The following is a 15,269-nucleotide window of genomic DNA, read 5'->3' on the forward strand; positions in this document are numbered from 1 at the left end:
ACCCTGACCGTCGGCCGTTGAAGGAGGTCGTGTGGAATGGGTGCCATGGGGAGAGGGAAGAAGAGTCCGCACGTCCGCGAAGGCGCCACGCCGCCCGAGCACTGGCGCTACGAACGCCACCTGGAGTCGCTGGCCGTGGCGCCGGGGGAGTCCGCCGAGGCCGAGGCCGTGGCCGCCGTGCTGCGCGACCCCGACCCGGTGATGGCCGAGAGCGCGGTGGTCACCCACCTGAACCGCCGGGCGGCGCGGCTGCTGTCCGACGAGGGCTTCCCCGTCTGGGCCCAGGCCATGACCGCGGCGCTCGCCGGACGCGCCTTCCCCGAGCGGCGGCTGCGCGAGTGGACCCTGCTCAAAGCCATCACCCACGGCGAACCCTGGTCGGCGGCGGAGCTCACCGCCGCCTCCGACTGGTGCCAGCGCACCGCCGCCCAGTCGCTGACCTCGTACGAGGCCCTGAGCCTGCTGGCCGACGCCGCCCGCACCCGCCGGGTCCGCAACGCCGCCGCCGAACGGCTGCGCCGGCGGGCCGCCGGGAACGGCCCCGCGCCGGGGCCCGTACTGACGCGAGGCGGGTATACCCGGACGTAAGGTGATAAAAGGGCCGATACGGGAAGGTCGGGATGCTGATTCCACGCATACCGCGCTGGACTCTCGTCACAGGCCCGTAACGGGCCTTAGGGTGCCGTTACCCGGCCGGGTGTACGTATTGAACTGCTCCCGTTTCGCTGGAGGATGACGCTCCGTGTCACATGTTTCACAGGCTCCCGTCACCACCCCCGAGGGTGAGCCGACCCCGTCCGTCCCCACCGCGTACAGCGCGGTCGAAGGCTGGTTCTCGGCATCCGACCAGGTGCTCTTCGACTGGTTCCTCACGCGTCAGGACACCGGCGACCCGCTGGCGGGGGATCTCCTGGAACTCGGTGCGTTCATGGGGAAGAGCGCCATCCTCATCGGCGGCCACCTGCGCCCCGGGGAGGAGTTCACCATCTGCGACCTCTTCGGCTCGCCCGTGACGGACGACTCGAACCTCGCCGAGACCCAGAGTTCGTACCCCACCCTCACGCGCCGCGGATTCGAGACGAACTACCTCGCCTTCCACCCGGCGCTGCCGACCATCATCCAGGCCCCGACCTCCGTGGTCGCCGACCGGGTCCGCCCCAAGAGCTGCCGCTTCGTCCACATCGACGCCTCCCACCTGTACGAGCACGTGGCGACGGACATCGAGACCTCGCGGACCGTGACGGCCCCCGGAGGGGTCGTGGCCTTCGACGACTACCGGTCCGAGCACTGCCCCGGCGTCGCGGCCGCCGTCTGGGCCGCCGTCGTCTGCGGTGAGCTGCACCCGATCTGTGTGTCGGCCTCCAAGCTCTACGCCACCTGGGACGACCCCGAGCCCCACCAGGCGGCGCTCCGGGCCTGGCTGGAGGGGCGTACGGACCTCTGGCACGGCATCGACACCGTCGCGGGACGTCCCCTGGTCCGCATAGGCGACCAGGGGGTCGTGGTGCCCACGCCGCCGCAGCTTCTGCACCCCGCACCCCCGGCGGAACCGGCAAAGCCGGCCCCGGTCCCCGTGCGCAGGCCGGGCGCCAGGTGGCGCAGGCTCGCCAAGGACCTGCTGCCTCCCGTCGTCACCCGGGTGATCGTCGCCCGGAACAAGCGGCGCCGCGCCCACGGCTGACCGGCGTGCCCGCGGGCCCCCGCATCCGGGGGCCTGCGGGTACGCGTCAGATGCCCTTGCGCACCCGGGCGGCGCGGCGGGCCTCGGCGGTCTGCCGGGCCTCCATCGTCTTGCGGGACTCCTTGCCCTTCCCCGGGCGGCCCGGCCGGGTGCCGATCCCGCGGAAGCCGAGGTCCGAGCCCGAGGGCCTGCCCTTGGCGTCCGTGGGCGCGGATCCGGCCAGCGGCACCCCGGAAGGGGCCTTCGCGCCGGTGATCCGGCTCAGGGCCGCCTCGCCGGACCGCACCTGGGTGATGGTCGGCCGGATCCGGGCGTCCGCCATCAGCCGGACCATGTCCCGGCGCTGGTTCGGGGCGACGAGGGTGACGACCCGGCCGGACTCGCCGGCCCGGGCGGTACGGCCGCCCCGGTGCAGGTAGTCCTTGTGGTCGGCCGGCGGGTCGACGTTGACCACGAGGTCGAGGTCGTCGATGTGGATGCCGCGCGCCGCCACGTTGGTCGCCACCAGCACGGTGACGGCCCCGGTCTTGAACTGGGCCAGGGTCCGGGTGCGCTGCGGCTGCGACTTGCCGCTGTGCAGGCCCTCCGCCCGAACGCCCATGGCCCGCAGGTGCTTCACGAACTGGTCGACCCCGTGCTTGGTGTCGAGGAACATCAGCACGCGGTTGTCGCGGGCCGCGATCTCGGTGGCCGCCGAGATCTTGTCGGCCGCGTGGATGTGCAGCACGTGGTGGTCCATCGTGGTCACCGCGCCCGCCTGCGGGTCGACCGAGTGCGAGACCGGGTCCTTCAGGTACGTGCGCACCAGCTGGTCCACGTTCCGGTCCAGGGTCGCCGAGAACAGCATCCGCTGCCCCGCGTGGTGCACCTGGTCCAGGATCTCGGTGACCTGCGGCATGAAGCCCATGTCGCACATCTGGTCGGCCTCGTCGAGCACGGTGATCTTCACGCGCTCCAGGTGCACGTCACGCCGTCCGACCAGGTCGCTCAGGCGCCCGGGGGTGGCCACCACGACCTCGGCGCCGGTGCGCAGCGCACTCACCTGCCGTCCGATGGACAGCCCGCCGACCACCGTGACCATCCGCAGCTTCACGGCCTCGGCGTACGGGGTCAGCGCCTCGGTCACCTGCTGCGCCAGTTCGCGCGTCGGTACGAGGACCAGCGCCAGCGGGCGCTTCGGGTCCGCCTGCTGTCCCGCCGTACGGGCCAGCAGCGCCAGGCCGAAGGCGAGGGTCTTGCCGGAGCCCGTCCGCGCGCGGCCCAGGACGTCCCGTCCGGCCAGCGCGTTCGGCAGCGTCGCGGCCTGGATGGGGAAGGGGTCCTTGACCTCCAGCCGGCCCAGGGTCGTCATCAGCTCGGCGGGCAGGTCCAGCTCGGAGAACGAGGTCACGGGCGGCAGCCCCGGCACCTTCGGCTCGTGCATCGTGAACTCACCCTGCGGCCCGGTGCTCCGGGGTGCCTTGGCGGCGGACTTGCCGCCGGGCCTGGCACCGACCTTCACACCGAAACGGCCATGAGCTGACGGGTTCCTCATGCAGGACCTTTCGAGACAGAAAACACGAGACAGAAAGAAGATGGTCAACCGCCCATGGTACCAGCGGAGGCTATGCCTCCGCGGTGTCCGGTTCCCCCGACCGCACCTGCGCGCAGTGGGTCCGGACCTCGACCGCGGCGCGCTCGAACCAATCGGCGATCACGGCGATCTCGTCGGGGGTGTAATCGGCGAACAGGGCGCCGAGCCGGTCGTAGAAGGGCTGGTAGACCGCGACGACTCGGGCGGCGGCAGCAGGCTCGGCCACTACCCGTACGCGCCGCCGGTCGGTGGGGTCGGGCTGCCGCCGCGCGTATCCGGCCCGCTCGAGGCGGTTGAGGACCCCGGTGACGGCGCCGGTGGTGAGATCCACCAGCTCGGCGAGGTCGCCGGCGGCCAGTGGGGTGTCCCCGGCGCCCAGGATGTGGCCCAGGCAGGTCAGGTCGGTGACGTTGAGGCCGAGCCGCTGCGCCACCTCCTGCTGGCCGACGATGCCCAGGGCGACGTACTGGTCCATGCGCGACATGGCCTCCGCGGCCGTGGCCGGGGGGCGGGGCTTGCCCTCCACGGACATACTCCTTAGCATCTAAGTGACTTAGCTCGTGAGGTAAATGAACCTTTCTCCGAGCCTACTGCCGACCCCACGACCTGGGAGAATTCATGAGCGCCCACGGCCACGTCGACCTCGGCCACACGGTGGCGGGCTGGACCGGTACCGGTATCGCCCTGCTCGGCTTCATTGGAGCGGGCCTCGCCGTGTGCGCGGCGTGGATCCCCGGGATCTGGATCGGGCTCGCCGTCGTCGCCGCGGCCGGGATCACCACCTGGCTGCTGCACCTCGCCGGGTGGGGCAAGCCCAGCGGCCCCCGCCCCGAGGCCGAATGGGACTGGCGCACCCGGGACACCACCGCCCGTGCGGGGCACGCCGACTGCCTGGGCTGCCGGGTCAGCGGACCGCGCCGAGGCATCGCAGCAGCCCCTCGGCCTCGATCCGCCGTGTCGTTGCCCGCTGCGGATAGCAGCGCATGAACATGCGGGTGAAGTGCTCCCCGTAGTGGATCACGGTGTCGTCGCCGGGATCCGGCCGCAAGGGCCGGATCCGGGCGCCGAAGCGCGGCTCGTGGAAGTAGGCCAGCGTGTACCGCTCCCGGTCCGCGAGCCGCACCTTGTGCGGGGTGGACAGCAGGGCGCCGCCCGTCAGGAACTGCAGGATGTCCCCGGGGAACACGGTGAGCACCCCGGGTACGGGGGTCACGTACGTCCAGCCGGGGGAGTCCTGGGCGAAGCCCGCCGTGCTCTCTTTGGGGAGCCAGTTCCGCGGCCGGCGCTCCCCGGCGATGGGCGGGCGCACGAAGAGCCCGCCCACCTCGTCCTGGGCTGCGATCACGAGCAGCCCGTAGTCGGTGTGCGCGCCGATCCCGCGCTCCGTCGTCCGGGAGGCCGCCGGGAAGCGCAGCACCCGCATGTGATGCCAGCCGCCCCGCGTCAGCCCGGCCAGCCGGTCCATGCCGGCCGGTCCCGGGCCCCCTTCCAGGCCGGGGCCGAGCCCGAGCGCCACCAGGCGCAGCAGCCGCTCCCCGAGGCCGCCCACCCCGGCGAGATAGGCCTCCATGGCCGCGCGGTAGCCGGGATCGGGCCAGGGCACCGGCCCGTGGCAGGGCAGTCCGGGCCCGTCGGTCAGGTCCGGGGTGATGGTGAAGATCTCCGAAGCGTCCCGCTCGCCCGCCGTGACCTCCTCGCCCGAGGCGATGTACCCGCTGTACGAGGTGTCGTTGACGCACGCCGCCTTCTCCGCCGGAGGCCGGGCGAAGAACCGGCGGCTCGCCGCCATGGCCTCCCGCGTCCGCGCCCGCTGTCCGGCGTCGGCGGCGATCTGGAAGATCCCGTCGCGCTGCCAGGCGGCCGTCATCGCCCGGCCGAGGGCCTCGTCCGCCGCCGTTCCGGTCACCCGGTCCGGCACCTGGAATGTCGCGAAACCGCTCATGTCCGCCCCTCTCGAAGGTGCCCCTCGGCCGCCCCCGAGGGGCCGCCTCCCCCGTTTCACGGACGAGGCGGCCGGAAGTTCGATTACGCGCCACGCCACGGTTGGCCGCGTTCAGCGTGTGCTGTGCGCAACCGTTGGGCAGGATTCGAGACGGCCGCGTGTGCGGCCCGCAGTGGAACGTTGAGAAGGATCAGCCAGATGGCAACAGGCATCGTGAAGTGGTTCAACTCGGAGAAGGGCTTCGGCTTCATCCAGCAGGACGACGGAGGCCCGGACGTGTTCGTGCACTTCTCCGCCATCGAGTCCACCGGCTTCAAGTCGCTGGAGGAGAACCAGAAGGTCGAGTACAACGTCACCCAGGGCCCCAAGGGTCCGCAGGCAGAGCGGGTGGTCCCCCTCTCGTAGTGCCGCTTCACGGGCCCGGCCCGTGATGTGAGCCCCGCCGGTCCGCCCGGCGGGGCTCTCGCGCGTACCGGGCCGGCCCGGCGACCAGGGCGTGTCCATCCGCTCGAACTCGCAGGCCCGCCTGTGCGGGAGCCCGGGACGGAGTCCATATTTTTGTGGTTTCCGCCAAGCCTGACGGCCTGCCAGGTTGGGAGAGACTGCCAGCCGGAGGCAGCGCGGCCCGTCCCGATCGCGGGCGGCCGGGGCCGATGACATGGTGAAACACACGGGGAGGACGACGCGATGAGCGCGCAGCAGCAGTACGACGAGATCGGTGAGGCGTACGAGGGGTTCAAGGCCCTGCCCCTGGAGCAGTACGCGGTGGTGCCCGGCTTTCTGGCCCTGGTCGGGGACGTGAGCGGCAAGTCGGTGCTCGACCTGGCCTCCGGCACCGGCTTCTACAGCCGGGAGTTCAAGCGGCGCGGCGCCACGGACGTGCTCGGAATCGACATCTCCGGCGAGATGGTCGCCGTGGCGCAGAAGCTGGAGGAGCACGACCCGCTGGGCGTGCGCTACGAGGTCGGCGACGTGTCCACGCTGCGGACCTTCGAGCAGCCCTTCGACGTGGTCCTGGCGGTCCAGCTGCTCAACTACGCACCGGACATCGCCACCACGGAGCTGATGTGCCGCAACATCCACCAGAGCCTGAAGCCCGGCGCCGAGCTCTTCCTGCTCAACCAGTCGCCCGACTTCCGCTTCGACGGGCCGACCCCGGACAAGTACGGCTTCCGCAGCGAGCTCACCGGCGAGGAGGCCGAGACCGGACCGAAGGTCCGGACCACGGCGCTGCTCGACCCGCCCGTCTCGTTCGTCGCCAACCGTCCGCGCCGCGAGGTCTACGAGGACTGCCTGAAGGCGGCCGGATTCACTGAGCTGACCTGGGTCCCGGTGGAGGTGTCCGAGGCCGGCGTACGCGAGTTCGGCGCGGACCACTGGGCGGACCTCTACGCCAACCCCCCGCTGGAAATGCTGCGCTGCCGCGCCTGACGGACCCCTAGACGGCCCGGTGGAGGGCCAGCAGGAGCCGCCACAGGTGGTCCGCCAGGCCGGGCGGATCGGCCGCGATGCCGCCGTGGAGCCAGTCCGCGAGGACGCCGGTGAAGGCGGCGGCGACCGCCGAGGCGACGAGATCCGGGTGCGGGGCGCCCGCGGCCGCGCGCTCGGCGCGGGCGCGCTCGCGCAGCTCCCGGTGGAGGCGGTCGCCGAGCGGGCCCCCGCCGCCGGGGAGGAGCAGGGTGCGGTAGAGCGGCGCGCGCTCGGCGGCCCCGGCCAGGAAATCCGCCAGTGCGGCGGGGGGCCGCGCGGGGGGAGCGCCGCCGGGCCGGTCTGCCAGGCGTGCAGGGCGTCGACCGCGGCGTGCACCACATCGGCGCAGGCGTCCACGGCGAGCGCGGTGAGGTCCTCGTAGTGCAGGTAGAACGTGGCCCGGCCGACCTTCGCCCGGCGGACCACCGCCGAGACGCTGACCTCGGCGAGCGGGCTGCCGGCGCACTCCGCGAGCAGGCTCTCGCGCAGCCGCGCCTTCGTCCTGGCCGTGCGCGGGTCCGGTGCGCGCCCGTCCTGCGGGCTCACCCGGCCAGCAGCGCCGCGCCGAGCGCGAGCGCGCCGGGCAGGGCCTGGGCGAAGAGGATCCGCCGGTTCGCGGTCGCGGCCCCGTACACCCCGGCGACGATCACGCAGACCAGGAAGAAGATCTGCGTGGCGAGCGAGTCGATGACGAGGGCCCAGACCAGGCCCGCGGCGAGGAATCCGTTGTAGAGGCCCTGGTTGGCGGCGAGCGGCGCGGTGAGAGCGGCGGTGTCCGCGTCGAATCCGGACAGTGCGCGCCCCGGCGGGCGCTGCCACAGGAACATCTCCAGCACCAGGAAGTACAGGTGCAGGGCGGCCACGAGGCCTATCAGGATCTGAGCGACCGTGTGCACGGGCCGCCTCCACTTCTTGGGGGATGCATCAGGCATCCGAGGGATGAATCCGAGGACCGTATTTCCTGGACAACTGTACAGGAAATACGGTCCTCCGTGACTCAGTCCTCCCGTACGGAGATGGCCGAGACCGGACAGGCCCGGGCGGCCTCCCGGACCAGCGCGCTCCCGGCGCCGTCCTCACGCCCCGGGAGCAGCTCGCCGAAGCCGTCGTCGTCCTGGGTGAACACCCCGGGGGCGGCCAGCGCGCACTGACCCGCGCCGATGCAGACGCCCGTGTCGATGTCGATGTGCAGACGTGCGGTCGACACGACGGATCACCAGGCCACGGGGAGTTCGACCATGCCCTGGATGGTGTCGCCGGGTTTGAAGGGGATCCGGTCCGGCTCGGCCGCCAGTCGCAGCCCGGGCAGCCGCTCGAACAGCGTGCCCAGCGCGATCTCCATCTCCGCGCGGGCCAGGTTCTGGCCGAGGCACTGGTGGATGCCGAACCCGAAGGCCACGTGGTGCCGGTTGGGGCGGTGCCAGTCCAGTGCGTCCGGATCCTCGAAGGCGGAGTCGTCGCGGTTGATGACGGAGGTGGAGAAGACCACCCCGTCGTCCGCGCGGACCGTGACCCCGCCGATCTCGATGTCCTCGGTAGCCACCCGCAGCATCCCGTCCGCGATCGACAGGAACCGCATCAGTTCCTCCACGGCCGTGGACATCAGCGTCGGGTCCGCCCGCAGCTCGGCCAGCTGCTCCGGGTGGCGCAGCAGGGTGAAGGTGCCGAGCGAGATCATGTTGGCGGTGGTCTCGTGCCCCGCGATCAGCAGGATCGCGGCGAGGTCGGCCAGTTCCCCGACGCCGATCTCACCGGTCTCCAGGCGCTGCTCGATCAGCTCGTCGAGCAGGCCGTCCCCGGGCTCCCGGCGTTTGCGCCCGATCAGGTCGACGAGGTACGCGTCCAGCCGGCGGCGGGCGTCCTCCACATCGGCGGATTCCGGGCCGCGCAGCAGCCGCCGTGACTCTCCCTCGAAGAACTCGTGGTCCTCGTACGGGACTCCGAGCAGGGTGCAGATCACCATCGAGGGCACCGGCAGGGCGAAGGCGGCGACCAGCTCCGCCCGCGGGCCCGCGGCGACCATCTCGTCGATCAGCCGGTCCACGGTCTGCTGGATGCGCGGCCGCAGGGCGGCGGTCCGCTTCAGGGTGAAGGAGGGGATCAGCATCCGGCGCTGGGTGTTGTGCTCGGGGTCGTCGAACCCGAGCAGCGCGGCGCGCCGGTTCTGGAGTCCCTTGAACCGCCTGGTGGGCGTGGGGAAGCCCGCGTTGCGGCGGTCGGTGGAGAGCCGGCCGTCGGCGAGCAGGGTGCGCGCCTCGGCCAGTCCGGTGACCACCCATACGGAGCGGCCGTCGAAAAGAGTGACGCGGGAGAGCGGCCGGGCCTCCCGCAGGGGTTCGTAGGCGGCCGGCGGGTGGTAGGGGCAGGTTCGGTCCTGGGGGAAGGCAACGGTCTCTGACGTGAAGGACATGAGCACCTCGCGAGCGATGGTTCCGTTGTGCCGGACTCCATTACATGCCTGAGGCACCTATCCCACCTATGCCACTTTCGGCCAGATCACCCCGAGTTCGCCCACAGGGCCCAGTGGGCGCCCCCGGACCTCAGAGATGGGCGTCCAGGAAGGCCCGGAACTCCTCGCGGGTCATGGGACCGGCCTGGCTCGCGACCGCCTCGCCGTCCTTGACGAGCACGGCGGTCGGGGCGCCGGTCACGCCGAAACGCCTGGTCGGCCCCGGGCAGCGGGTGATGTCCGTACGGACGGCGGTGAACCGCGTCCCGTACTCCTCGGCCAGCTCGCCGACGACCGCGTCCATCGCGCGGCACGCCTCGAGGGCCTTCGGCCAGGTCCCGCAGAAGTAGGCGAGAACCGGCCCCGGCGCCATGGAGAGGATGAAGTCGAACTCCTGGTCCTCCAGTGGCTGGTGTACCCGACGTGCCATGCGTGCCGCTCCTCGCTCCCGGGCCCCCCCGTGACCAGGGAGGCGGCCACCATCATCGCCGCTGCGCCCGGCGGCCGATTGTCAGTGGTGCCTGTGAAGCTGAACGGTATGGACGACAGGATGCTCCGGCGCCGGGTCTACGGCGCCGACCACGAAGACCCCGACCCCGGCCCGCGCCCCGGCCACGTCTACGGCGAACTCGTGGGCGGCCCCCTGGACGGGCTCCTCCTCGACATCACCGGCTGGAGCACCCGGCAGCTCGCCGAAGAGGCCAGGCTGCCCACGGAGATAGGGCGCTACGGGGCGGGCGGCCGCGCCCACTACCGCCGCCGGGCGGCGGACCCCGGCCGCTGGGACTGGGTGGGGGACAGTCGCTGACCGCCGGGGCCGGTCACCACCTGCCGCCGGTGTCGGCGATCATGGAAGTTCGACGTACGAGGAATGGGGCCATGGGGAACCTGGAGATGAGCACCGGCGACATGCGGGCCGTGATCCGGCTGCTGACGGCGGTGGAGCGGACACCCGAACAGGAGCGCGTTCTCGGATTCGCGCGGGAACAGTGCGCGCGGACCGACGCCCGCTTCGAAGACCAGGGCATCAAGCTGGACGTGCCGGTCGCACAGGCACTGGAGGAACTGCTGGAAGGCAGCCCCAGTGCGGACATGGACCCCGCCTACACCTACGCCTTCCAGTCGCTGGTCGCGGTGAACTTCTCCGACACCCACGACCTCGGCTACTGGCGGCGGCCCTCCTGGTTCTACACCGTGGACGAGGAGATGACCCGGCACGGGGTCCCGGCCGACCTCGCGCCCGCCGCCATCCTGTTCGGCGGCCCGCCGATCCGGCTCCCGCACCCGGGCGACGCCGTCCCGTGGATGGGCACGTTCCCGGCGTCCCGGGCCGCCGAGCTGGTCGAGGCGTACGAGGCGGTCCTCGACCGGCTCGACCCGGAAGTCCGCGAGACGGCGGAAGTGCTGCTGGAGCCCATGCGGGTGGAGGCCGACGAGTGGGAGGAGACGAAGAAGGCGGGCCGGACCCAGGACACCGTCTTCTTCTGGCTCCGCTGAACGGGTGAGCGGCTGAGCGGCAGAGCCCCGGTGGTGGCGGCTCCCGAAAATTCTCCGAAGAATCTTCGAGGAGCTGTCGATCCGGGCGTCTCCCGTTCGACGCAGGGGTGAGAGGCAGGGAAAGCCCCCGCCCTCCCGACCGAGGAGTCACCATGCCGCGCTTCCTGACCATGATCCGCATCAACGAGCAGGACCTGCCCCCCGAGGCCTTCCCGCCGGAGTTCGAGCAGCGCATGGGCGCCCTGCTGGAGGAGATCACCAAGGCCGGGGTCATGCTCGACACCGCCGGACTCCTGCCCACCTCCGAAGGGACCCGGCTCAGCTGGTCCGGCGGGAAGATCAGCTACACCGACGGTCCCTTCACCGAGACCAAGGAGGTCGTCGGCGGCTACTCCCTGACCCAGTGCAAGGACAAGGCCGAGGCCATCGAGTGGACCAGGCGGTTCCTGGAGATCCACCCGGCGGAGTGGAACGTCAGCGCCGAGGTCCGGGAGATCCAGGAGATGTGACCGCGCCGCGTTTGCCCTGCCTCGTCACGGCTGCTCTGATGAGTGGCCGTGACGGCAGTGAGTACGGCCCAGGCGGTCGAAGCGGTGTTCAGGATCGAGTCGGCGCGGATCATCGCCGGCGTCGCCCGTATCGTCCGGGACGTCGGCATCGCCGAGGAACTCGCCCAGGACGCCCTGGTCGCCGCGCTTGAACAGTGGCCCGAGTCCGGCGTCCCGGACCGGCCGGGCGCCTGGCTCATGGCCACCGCCAAACACCGCGCGATCGACCTCGTCCGCCGCAAGGAGACCTACGCGCGCAAGCTCGCGGAGGTCGGCCGGACCCTGGAGGACGTACCGCCGCCCGCCGAACCGGCCGAGCTCGCGGACCCTGAGCACATCGACGACGACCTGCTGCGGCTGATCTTCACGGCCTGCCACCCGCTCCTGGCGACCGAGGCCCGGATCGCGCTCACCCTGCGGCTGATGGGCGGCCTGACCACTCAGGAGATCGCCCGCGCCTTCCTCGCGTCCGAGTCCGCCGTCGCCCAGCGCATCGTCCGGGCGAAACGGACCCTGGCCACGGCGGGGGTGCCCTTCGAAGTCCCGTACGGGGCCGACCGCGAGGCACGGCTCGCATCGGTCCTCGAGGTCATCTACCTCGTCTTCAACGAGGGCTACTCGGCCACCGCGGGCGAGGACCTGGTCCGCCCCGCCCTGTGCGAGGACGCGCTGCGGCTGGTCCGCGTCCTGGCGGGCCTGATGCCCAAGGAGCCCGAAGTGCACGGCCTCGCCGCGCTGCTGGAGTTCCAGGCGTCCCGGATGGCCACCCGGACCGGACCCGACGGGGAACCGGTCCTGCTCGCCGACCAGAACCGGGCCCGGTGGAACCGCATGCTCATCCACCGGGGCATCGAGGCCATGCGACACGCGGGCAGCGGCCCCTACTCGGTACAGGCCGCCATCGCCGGCTGCCACGCGGCGGCCGTCCGCTACGAGGACACCGACTGGCCGACGATCGCCGCCCTGTACGGGCGGCTGGTCACACTGATCCCGTCCCCGGTGGTGGAGCTCAACCGGGCGGTCGCCGTCTCGATGGCCCAGGGACCGGAGGCCGCGCTCCCGCTGGTCGACGCGCTGGCGCAGGAACCGGCCCTGCGCGCCTACCACCTGCTGCCGAGCGTACGGGGAGACCTGCTGGAGCGGCTCGGCCGCCCGGCGGAGGCCCGCGCCGAGTTCGAACGGGCGGCCTCGCTCACCCGCAACGAGCGGGAACGCTCCCTGCTCCGCGGGCGCGCCGACCGGCTCCAGTGAGGTGTCAGCTGCCCGGCCGGGCTGTCCGGGACCGCACTCTTGTGCCGTCGGGCGCGGCCGGGGAATCTGGGGCGCCCCCACACCCGGTCGACGAAAGGTCCAGGTGCACCGGAGATGACCGCCACCAGACGCTTCTCGAGGCTGCTGCCGTCCGCCGTCCTGCTCGCCGCCGCCCTCCTGCCGATCGCTCCCCCCGCCTCCGCCACCCCCGCGGGGGAGTTACAGCTCGCGGGCCCCGCCGAGACCGCGGTCCCGGACAGCTGGATCGTCGTCCTGAAGGAGTCCGCCGCCGGTACCCGAACCCTCCCCGACCTCCTGGCCAAGGCGGGCGGCGCACGGCTCGGCCACGTCTACACGAACGCGCTCCACGGCTTCTCCGCGCGCATGGACCAGGCCCGGGCGGCCAGGCTCGCCGCCGACCCGCGGGTGGCCAGGGTCCAGCAGGACACCGTGGTCACCCTCGACGCCACGGCCCCGGCCGGCCCGGCGGCCGTCCAGCCGGGCGCCCCCTGGGGACTGGACCGCATCGACCAGCGCGCGCTCCCGCTCTCCACCACCTACGCCTACCGCACCACCGCCCCCGGCGTACGGGTGTACGTCATCGACACCGGACTGCGCACCACGCACACGCAGTTCGGCGGCCGGGCCTCCGTCGGCACCGACACCGTCGGGGACGGCCAGAACGGCAACGACTGCAACGGCCACGGCACCCACGTCGGCGGGATCGTCGCGGGTTCGGCCTACGGCGTGGCCAAGGAGGCCCGGCTGGTCGCCGTACGGGTCCTGAACTGCCAGGGATCCGCCAGTACCTCGGGGGTCATCGCGGGCGTCGACTGGGTCACCGCGAACGCGATCCGCCCCGCCGTCGCGAACATGAGCCTGGGCGGGGCCGCCAACACCGCCCTCGACGCGGCCGTCCGCGGCTCCATCCGCGCCGGGATCACCTACACCGCCGCGGCCGGCGGTTCCGCCCGGCCCGACGGAGCCTGCGCCAACTCACCCGCCCGGCTGCCCGAGATCATCACCGTCGGCGCGAGCGACAGCCTCGACCGCCGTGCCGCCTCCTCCAACTACGGCAACTGCGTTGCCCTGTTCGCCCCCGGTGTGGCCATCCCCTCCGCCTGGAAGGACGGCGACACCGCCACGGCCACCCTCAGCGGCACCTCGGCGGCCACCGCCCACACGTCCGGAGCCGCCGCCCTCCATCTCGCCTTCCGGCCGGGCGACACCCCCGCACAGGTCAAACAGGCCCTCGTCGCGAACGCCACGACCGGCGCCCTCCAGGGCAGCCCGCCGGTCGTGCCGAACAGGCTCCTCTACACCCTCTACCTGCCGTAGCGGACGGCCACATCGAGCGGCGTCCGCTCGGGCCGGCGCGGCCCGGTCAGCGCGACGGGCCGGCGGAAGCCGCCCGAGCGGGCGATGTCCTGGACCGTCCGGCGCAGCGCCTCCTGGAAGTCGCCCATGGTGCGGCGGGCCGCCGCGGTGTCGACGTAGAGGGAGTTCATGTGCAGCCCGTCGGCATCGCGCTGGAACCACGAACAGGCACCGTTGGCACGCGCCGACCACACGTGGGTCGAGGGCCGCCACTCGTCGTGCCGCTCGGCGCCCCGGCACCTGCGCATGTCGATGTACGAGAAGAAGTTCACCGGGTACGGCCAGGAACGGGCGGCGAACTCCTCGGGGGCGAGCAGCTCCCAGGCCCGTACGAACGGCACGTCGATGTGGCCGATCATCTCGCTGAACCCGGCCCGGACCCCCGCCATGATCTGGGCGAAGTCCCGGCCGGGCGAGGCGTCGAACTCGATGGGCATGGTGTTGACGAACCAGCCCACCGAGTCCCCCCAGCCCTCCCGGCCGCGCTCGCTCACCGGCATGAACCCCCGGTAGACGCCCGGTCCGCCGGCCTCGCGCAGGCATACGGCGACGGAGGCGAGCACCCCCATGAAGGGCTTGCCGCCGACGGCCAGACAGGTCTTCTCGAAGACCTCGGTCTCGGCGGCGTCCAGCAGCGTGGAGGCCTCGTTGACGATCGGGTACATCCGGTCCGGCTCCACGCCGAGGTCGAGCGGGAAGCGGGGGAAGAACTCGCCGCCGCGCGCGATGAACTCCTTCCAGTAGTCCAGGCGTTCGTCGCGGGCGTCGATGGAGAGGTAGCGGCGGCGCTGCTCGTCGGCGAAGTCGAGATAGCTGGGCGCGGCCGAGGGCAGCCCGGTGTCCTCGCCGCGGCACAGGGCCTCGTACGCGGTCAGCACCTCGTGGACGACGATCGGCATCGACATGCCGTCGCACACGATGTGGTCGAAGGCGAGGTAGACCGTCGCGGAGTCCTCGCGCAGCACCGCGCCCATGACGAACAGCGGCCAGGACAACGTGTCGATGCTCCGGGTGAACCGCTCGACGAGAAAGCCCCGCAGCGCCGCGGAGGTCTCGAAGGTCCCCACCGTCTCGGCGTCGAGGGCGAGTTCGGCCGGGTCGAAGGGCTCACAGGCCAGCTCCCCGGCCAGGCGGAGGAACGCGCACCTGAGCACCTCGTGCCGCTGCACGAAGGTCAGCAGGGCCTGCGCCAGGGCCGGTTCGTCCAGCCGCCCGGCCACCTCGAAGGTGACCGCGATCCACGATGCGACGGGGTCGTCGGCGGCCCGGCTCTCCTCGGCGACGGTGAAGTGCTTCTCCTGGTTGAAGGACGCCCTCCTGCCCGACTCGTCGTCGGGGCCGCAGGCCTCCGCGACCGTGGACCTGAGCCGCCACTCGACCACCCGGCCGGGTGCCACGTGGAGCATCTCCAGAGGAAATTGCCGCATTCCGTTCATCCCTTCGCCCCCGAGTCAACCCCGAGGCCCTAACGACCCCTGGGC

At 72.2% G+C, this 15,269-nt stretch carries 18 protein-coding genes and 1 pseudogene; 10 read left to right on the top strand and 9 right to left on the bottom strand.

Annotated elements, in window-relative coordinates:
- The first annotated feature begins 36 nt into the window (after window positions 1-36).
- Together OHA89_RS33660 and OHA89_RS33665 are read left to right on the top strand one after the other, a co-directional pair.
- Window positions 37-588 (top strand): hypothetical protein, encoded by a 552-nt coding sequence (locus OHA89_RS33660; protein WP_266611592.1) that lies wholly within the window; start codon window positions 37-39, stop codon window positions 586-588.
- A gap of 154 nt (window positions 589-742) precedes the next feature.
- Window positions 743-1,681, top strand: a complete 939-nt coding sequence (locus OHA89_RS33665) for a class I SAM-dependent methyltransferase (RefSeq protein ID WP_406367809.1) — start codon at window positions 743-745, stop codon at window positions 1,679-1,681.
- A 46-nt stretch (window positions 1,682-1,727) separates the two neighbouring features.
- On the opposite strand, the gene OHA89_RS33670 is transcribed toward OHA89_RS33665, so the two are convergent.
- Both OHA89_RS33670 and OHA89_RS33675 read right to left on the bottom strand, forming a co-directional pair.
- Window positions 1,728-3,215, bottom strand: coding sequence for a DEAD/DEAH box helicase (locus OHA89_RS33670; protein ID WP_406367810.1), 1,488 nt, complete (start codon window positions 3,213-3,215; stop codon window positions 1,728-1,730).
- 70 nt (window positions 3,216-3,285) lie between these two features.
- Window positions 3,286-3,780 carry a MarR family winged helix-turn-helix transcriptional regulator gene (locus OHA89_RS33675; protein WP_257558165.1) on the bottom strand — a complete coding sequence of 165 codons (495 nt, stop codon included), beginning with the start codon at window positions 3,778-3,780 and terminating at the stop codon, window positions 3,286-3,288.
- Window positions 3,781-3,872: 92 nt separating this feature from the next.
- Here OHA89_RS33675 and OHA89_RS33680 point away from each other — a divergent pair, with 92 nt between their 5' ends.
- The gene (locus OHA89_RS33680) at window positions 3,873-4,241 is read left to right on the top strand and encodes an HGxxPAAW family protein (protein ID WP_406367811.1); all 369 of its coding nucleotides are present in this window, start codon (window positions 3,873-3,875) and stop codon (window positions 4,239-4,241) included.
- Here the strand turns inward: OHA89_RS33680 and OHA89_RS33685 are convergent.
- Window positions 4,159-5,196, bottom strand: coding sequence for a 2-oxoglutarate and iron-dependent oxygenase domain-containing protein (locus tag OHA89_RS33685; protein WP_406367812.1), 1,038 nt, complete (start codon window positions 5,194-5,196; stop codon window positions 4,159-4,161). The two genes, OHA89_RS33680 and OHA89_RS33685, sit on opposite strands and share 83 nt — an antisense overlap.
- Window positions 5,197-5,394: 198 nt before the next feature.
- On the opposite strand from OHA89_RS33685, the gene OHA89_RS33690 reads away from it, so the two are divergent.
- Both OHA89_RS33690 and OHA89_RS33695 read left to right on the top strand, forming a co-directional pair.
- On the top strand, window positions 5,395-5,601 hold the full coding sequence (locus OHA89_RS33690; protein ID WP_215149998.1) for a cold-shock protein: 207 nt from the start codon (window positions 5,395-5,397) through the stop codon (window positions 5,599-5,601).
- Between the two features lie 282 nt (window positions 5,602-5,883).
- A complete protein-coding gene (locus OHA89_RS33695) occupies window positions 5,884-6,627 on the top strand; it encodes a bifunctional 2-polyprenyl-6-hydroxyphenol methylase/3-demethylubiquinol 3-O-methyltransferase UbiG (protein ID WP_215149996.1) in 744 nt (247 codons plus the stop codon).
- Window positions 6,628-6,634: 7 nt separating this feature from the next.
- Here the strand turns inward: OHA89_RS33695 and OHA89_RS33700 are convergent.
- The 5 genes and pseudogenes from OHA89_RS33700 to OHA89_RS33720 form a co-directional block, all read right to left on the bottom strand.
- A pseudogene (locus tag OHA89_RS33700) lies at window positions 6,635-7,212 on the bottom strand (TetR/AcrR family transcriptional regulator).
- Window positions 7,209-7,562, bottom strand: a complete 354-nt coding sequence (locus OHA89_RS33705) for a DUF1304 domain-containing protein (RefSeq protein WP_215149992.1) — start codon at window positions 7,560-7,562, stop codon at window positions 7,209-7,211. Before OHA89_RS33705 ends, OHA89_RS33700 begins: the two are co-directional and overlap by 4 nt.
- A 101-nt stretch (window positions 7,563-7,663) precedes the next feature.
- Entirely contained in the window at window positions 7,664-7,858 is a 195-nt protein-coding gene (locus tag OHA89_RS33710; RefSeq protein WP_406368690.1) for a ferredoxin, read from the bottom strand.
- A gap of 21 nt (window positions 7,859-7,879) precedes the next feature.
- Window positions 7,880-9,076: a cytochrome P450 gene (locus tag OHA89_RS33715; RefSeq protein ID WP_266611599.1), complete on the bottom strand. Its 1,197-nt coding sequence runs from the start codon at window positions 9,074-9,076 to the stop codon at window positions 7,880-7,882.
- Window positions 9,077-9,206: 130 nt separating this feature from the next.
- Window positions 9,207-9,545, bottom strand: a complete 339-nt coding sequence (locus OHA89_RS33720; protein ID WP_215149987.1) for a co-chaperone YbbN — start codon at window positions 9,543-9,545, stop codon at window positions 9,207-9,209.
- Window positions 9,546-9,653: 108 nt separating this feature from the next.
- Between OHA89_RS33720 and OHA89_RS33725 the strand changes: the two genes are divergently transcribed.
- From OHA89_RS33725 to OHA89_RS33745, 5 genes are all read left to right on the top strand, one after another.
- On the top strand, window positions 9,654-9,923 hold the full coding sequence (locus tag OHA89_RS33725; protein WP_215149985.1) for a hypothetical protein: 270 nt from the start codon (window positions 9,654-9,656) through the stop codon (window positions 9,921-9,923).
- Between the two features lie 71 nt (window positions 9,924-9,994).
- The gene (locus tag OHA89_RS33730) at window positions 9,995-10,612 is read left to right on the top strand and encodes a hypothetical protein (protein ID WP_266611603.1); all 618 of its coding nucleotides are present in this window, start codon (window positions 9,995-9,997) and stop codon (window positions 10,610-10,612) included.
- Between the two features lie 152 nt (window positions 10,613-10,764).
- Window positions 10,765-11,121 (top strand): YciI family protein, encoded by a 357-nt coding sequence (locus OHA89_RS33735; protein WP_215149980.1) that lies wholly within the window; start codon window positions 10,765-10,767, stop codon window positions 11,119-11,121.
- Window positions 11,122-11,178: 57 nt separating this feature from the next.
- Window positions 11,179-12,411 carry an RNA polymerase sigma factor gene (locus tag OHA89_RS33740; protein WP_266612567.1) on the top strand — a complete coding sequence of 411 codons (1,233 nt, stop codon included), beginning with the start codon at window positions 11,179-11,181 and terminating at the stop codon, window positions 12,409-12,411.
- A 114-nt stretch (window positions 12,412-12,525) separates the two neighbouring features.
- Window positions 12,526-13,749: a S8 family peptidase gene (locus tag OHA89_RS33745; RefSeq protein WP_266611605.1), complete on the top strand. Its 1,224-nt coding sequence runs from the start codon at window positions 12,526-12,528 to the stop codon at window positions 13,747-13,749.
- On the opposite strand, the gene OHA89_RS33750 is transcribed toward OHA89_RS33745, so the two are convergent.
- Window positions 13,737-15,215 (bottom strand): condensation domain-containing protein, encoded by a 1,479-nt coding sequence (locus OHA89_RS33750; RefSeq protein WP_266611607.1) that lies wholly within the window; start codon window positions 15,213-15,215, stop codon window positions 13,737-13,739. The two genes, OHA89_RS33745 and OHA89_RS33750, sit on opposite strands and share 13 nt — an antisense overlap.
- Between the last annotated feature and the right edge of the window lie 54 nt (window positions 15,216-15,269).

It is taken from the genome of Streptomyces sp. NBC_01546, from assembly GCF_045208355.1.
GTDB lineage: Bacteria > Actinomycetota > Actinomycetes > Streptomycetales > Streptomycetaceae > Streptomyces.

Excerpts from the sequence above, each read along its gene's own strand:
- OHA89_RS33745 (WP_266611605.1), top strand. The coding sequence starts at position 12,526 with ATGACCGCCACCAGACGCTTCTCGAGGCTGCTGCCGTCCGCCGTCCTG.
- OHA89_RS33730 (WP_266611603.1), top strand. The coding sequence starts at position 9,995 with ATGGGGAACCTGGAGATGAGCACCGGCGACATGCGGGCCGTGATCCGG.
- OHA89_RS33680 (WP_406367811.1), top strand. The coding sequence starts at position 3,873 with ATGAGCGCCCACGGCCACGTCGACCTCGGCCACACGGTGGCGGGCTGG.
- OHA89_RS33735 (WP_215149980.1), top strand. The coding sequence starts at position 10,765 with ATGCCGCGCTTCCTGACCATGATCCGCATCAACGAGCAGGACCTGCCC.
- OHA89_RS33720 (WP_215149987.1), bottom strand. The coding sequence starts at position 9,545 with ATGGCACGTCGGGTACACCAGCCACTGGAGGACCAGGAGTTCGACTTC.
- OHA89_RS33715 (WP_266611599.1), bottom strand. The coding sequence starts at position 9,076 with ATGTCCTTCACGTCAGAGACCGTTGCCTTCCCCCAGGACCGAACCTGC.
- OHA89_RS33690 (WP_215149998.1), top strand. The coding sequence starts at position 5,395 with ATGGCAACAGGCATCGTGAAGTGGTTCAACTCGGAGAAGGGCTTCGGC.
- OHA89_RS33670 (WP_406367810.1), bottom strand. The coding sequence starts at position 3,215 with ATGAGGAACCCGTCAGCTCATGGCCGTTTCGGTGTGAAGGTCGGTGCC.
- OHA89_RS33725 (WP_215149985.1), top strand. The coding sequence starts at position 9,654 with ATGGACGACAGGATGCTCCGGCGCCGGGTCTACGGCGCCGACCACGAA.
- OHA89_RS33750 (WP_266611607.1), bottom strand. The coding sequence starts at position 15,215 with ATGCGGCAATTTCCTCTGGAGATGCTCCACGTGGCACCCGGCCGGGTG.
- OHA89_RS33660 (WP_266611592.1), top strand. The coding sequence starts at position 37 with ATGGGTGCCATGGGGAGAGGGAAGAAGAGTCCGCACGTCCGCGAAGGC.
- OHA89_RS33685 (WP_406367812.1), bottom strand. The coding sequence starts at position 5,196 with ATGAGCGGTTTCGCGACATTCCAGGTGCCGGACCGGGTGACCGGAACG.
- OHA89_RS33695 (WP_215149996.1), top strand. The coding sequence starts at position 5,884 with ATGAGCGCGCAGCAGCAGTACGACGAGATCGGTGAGGCGTACGAGGGG.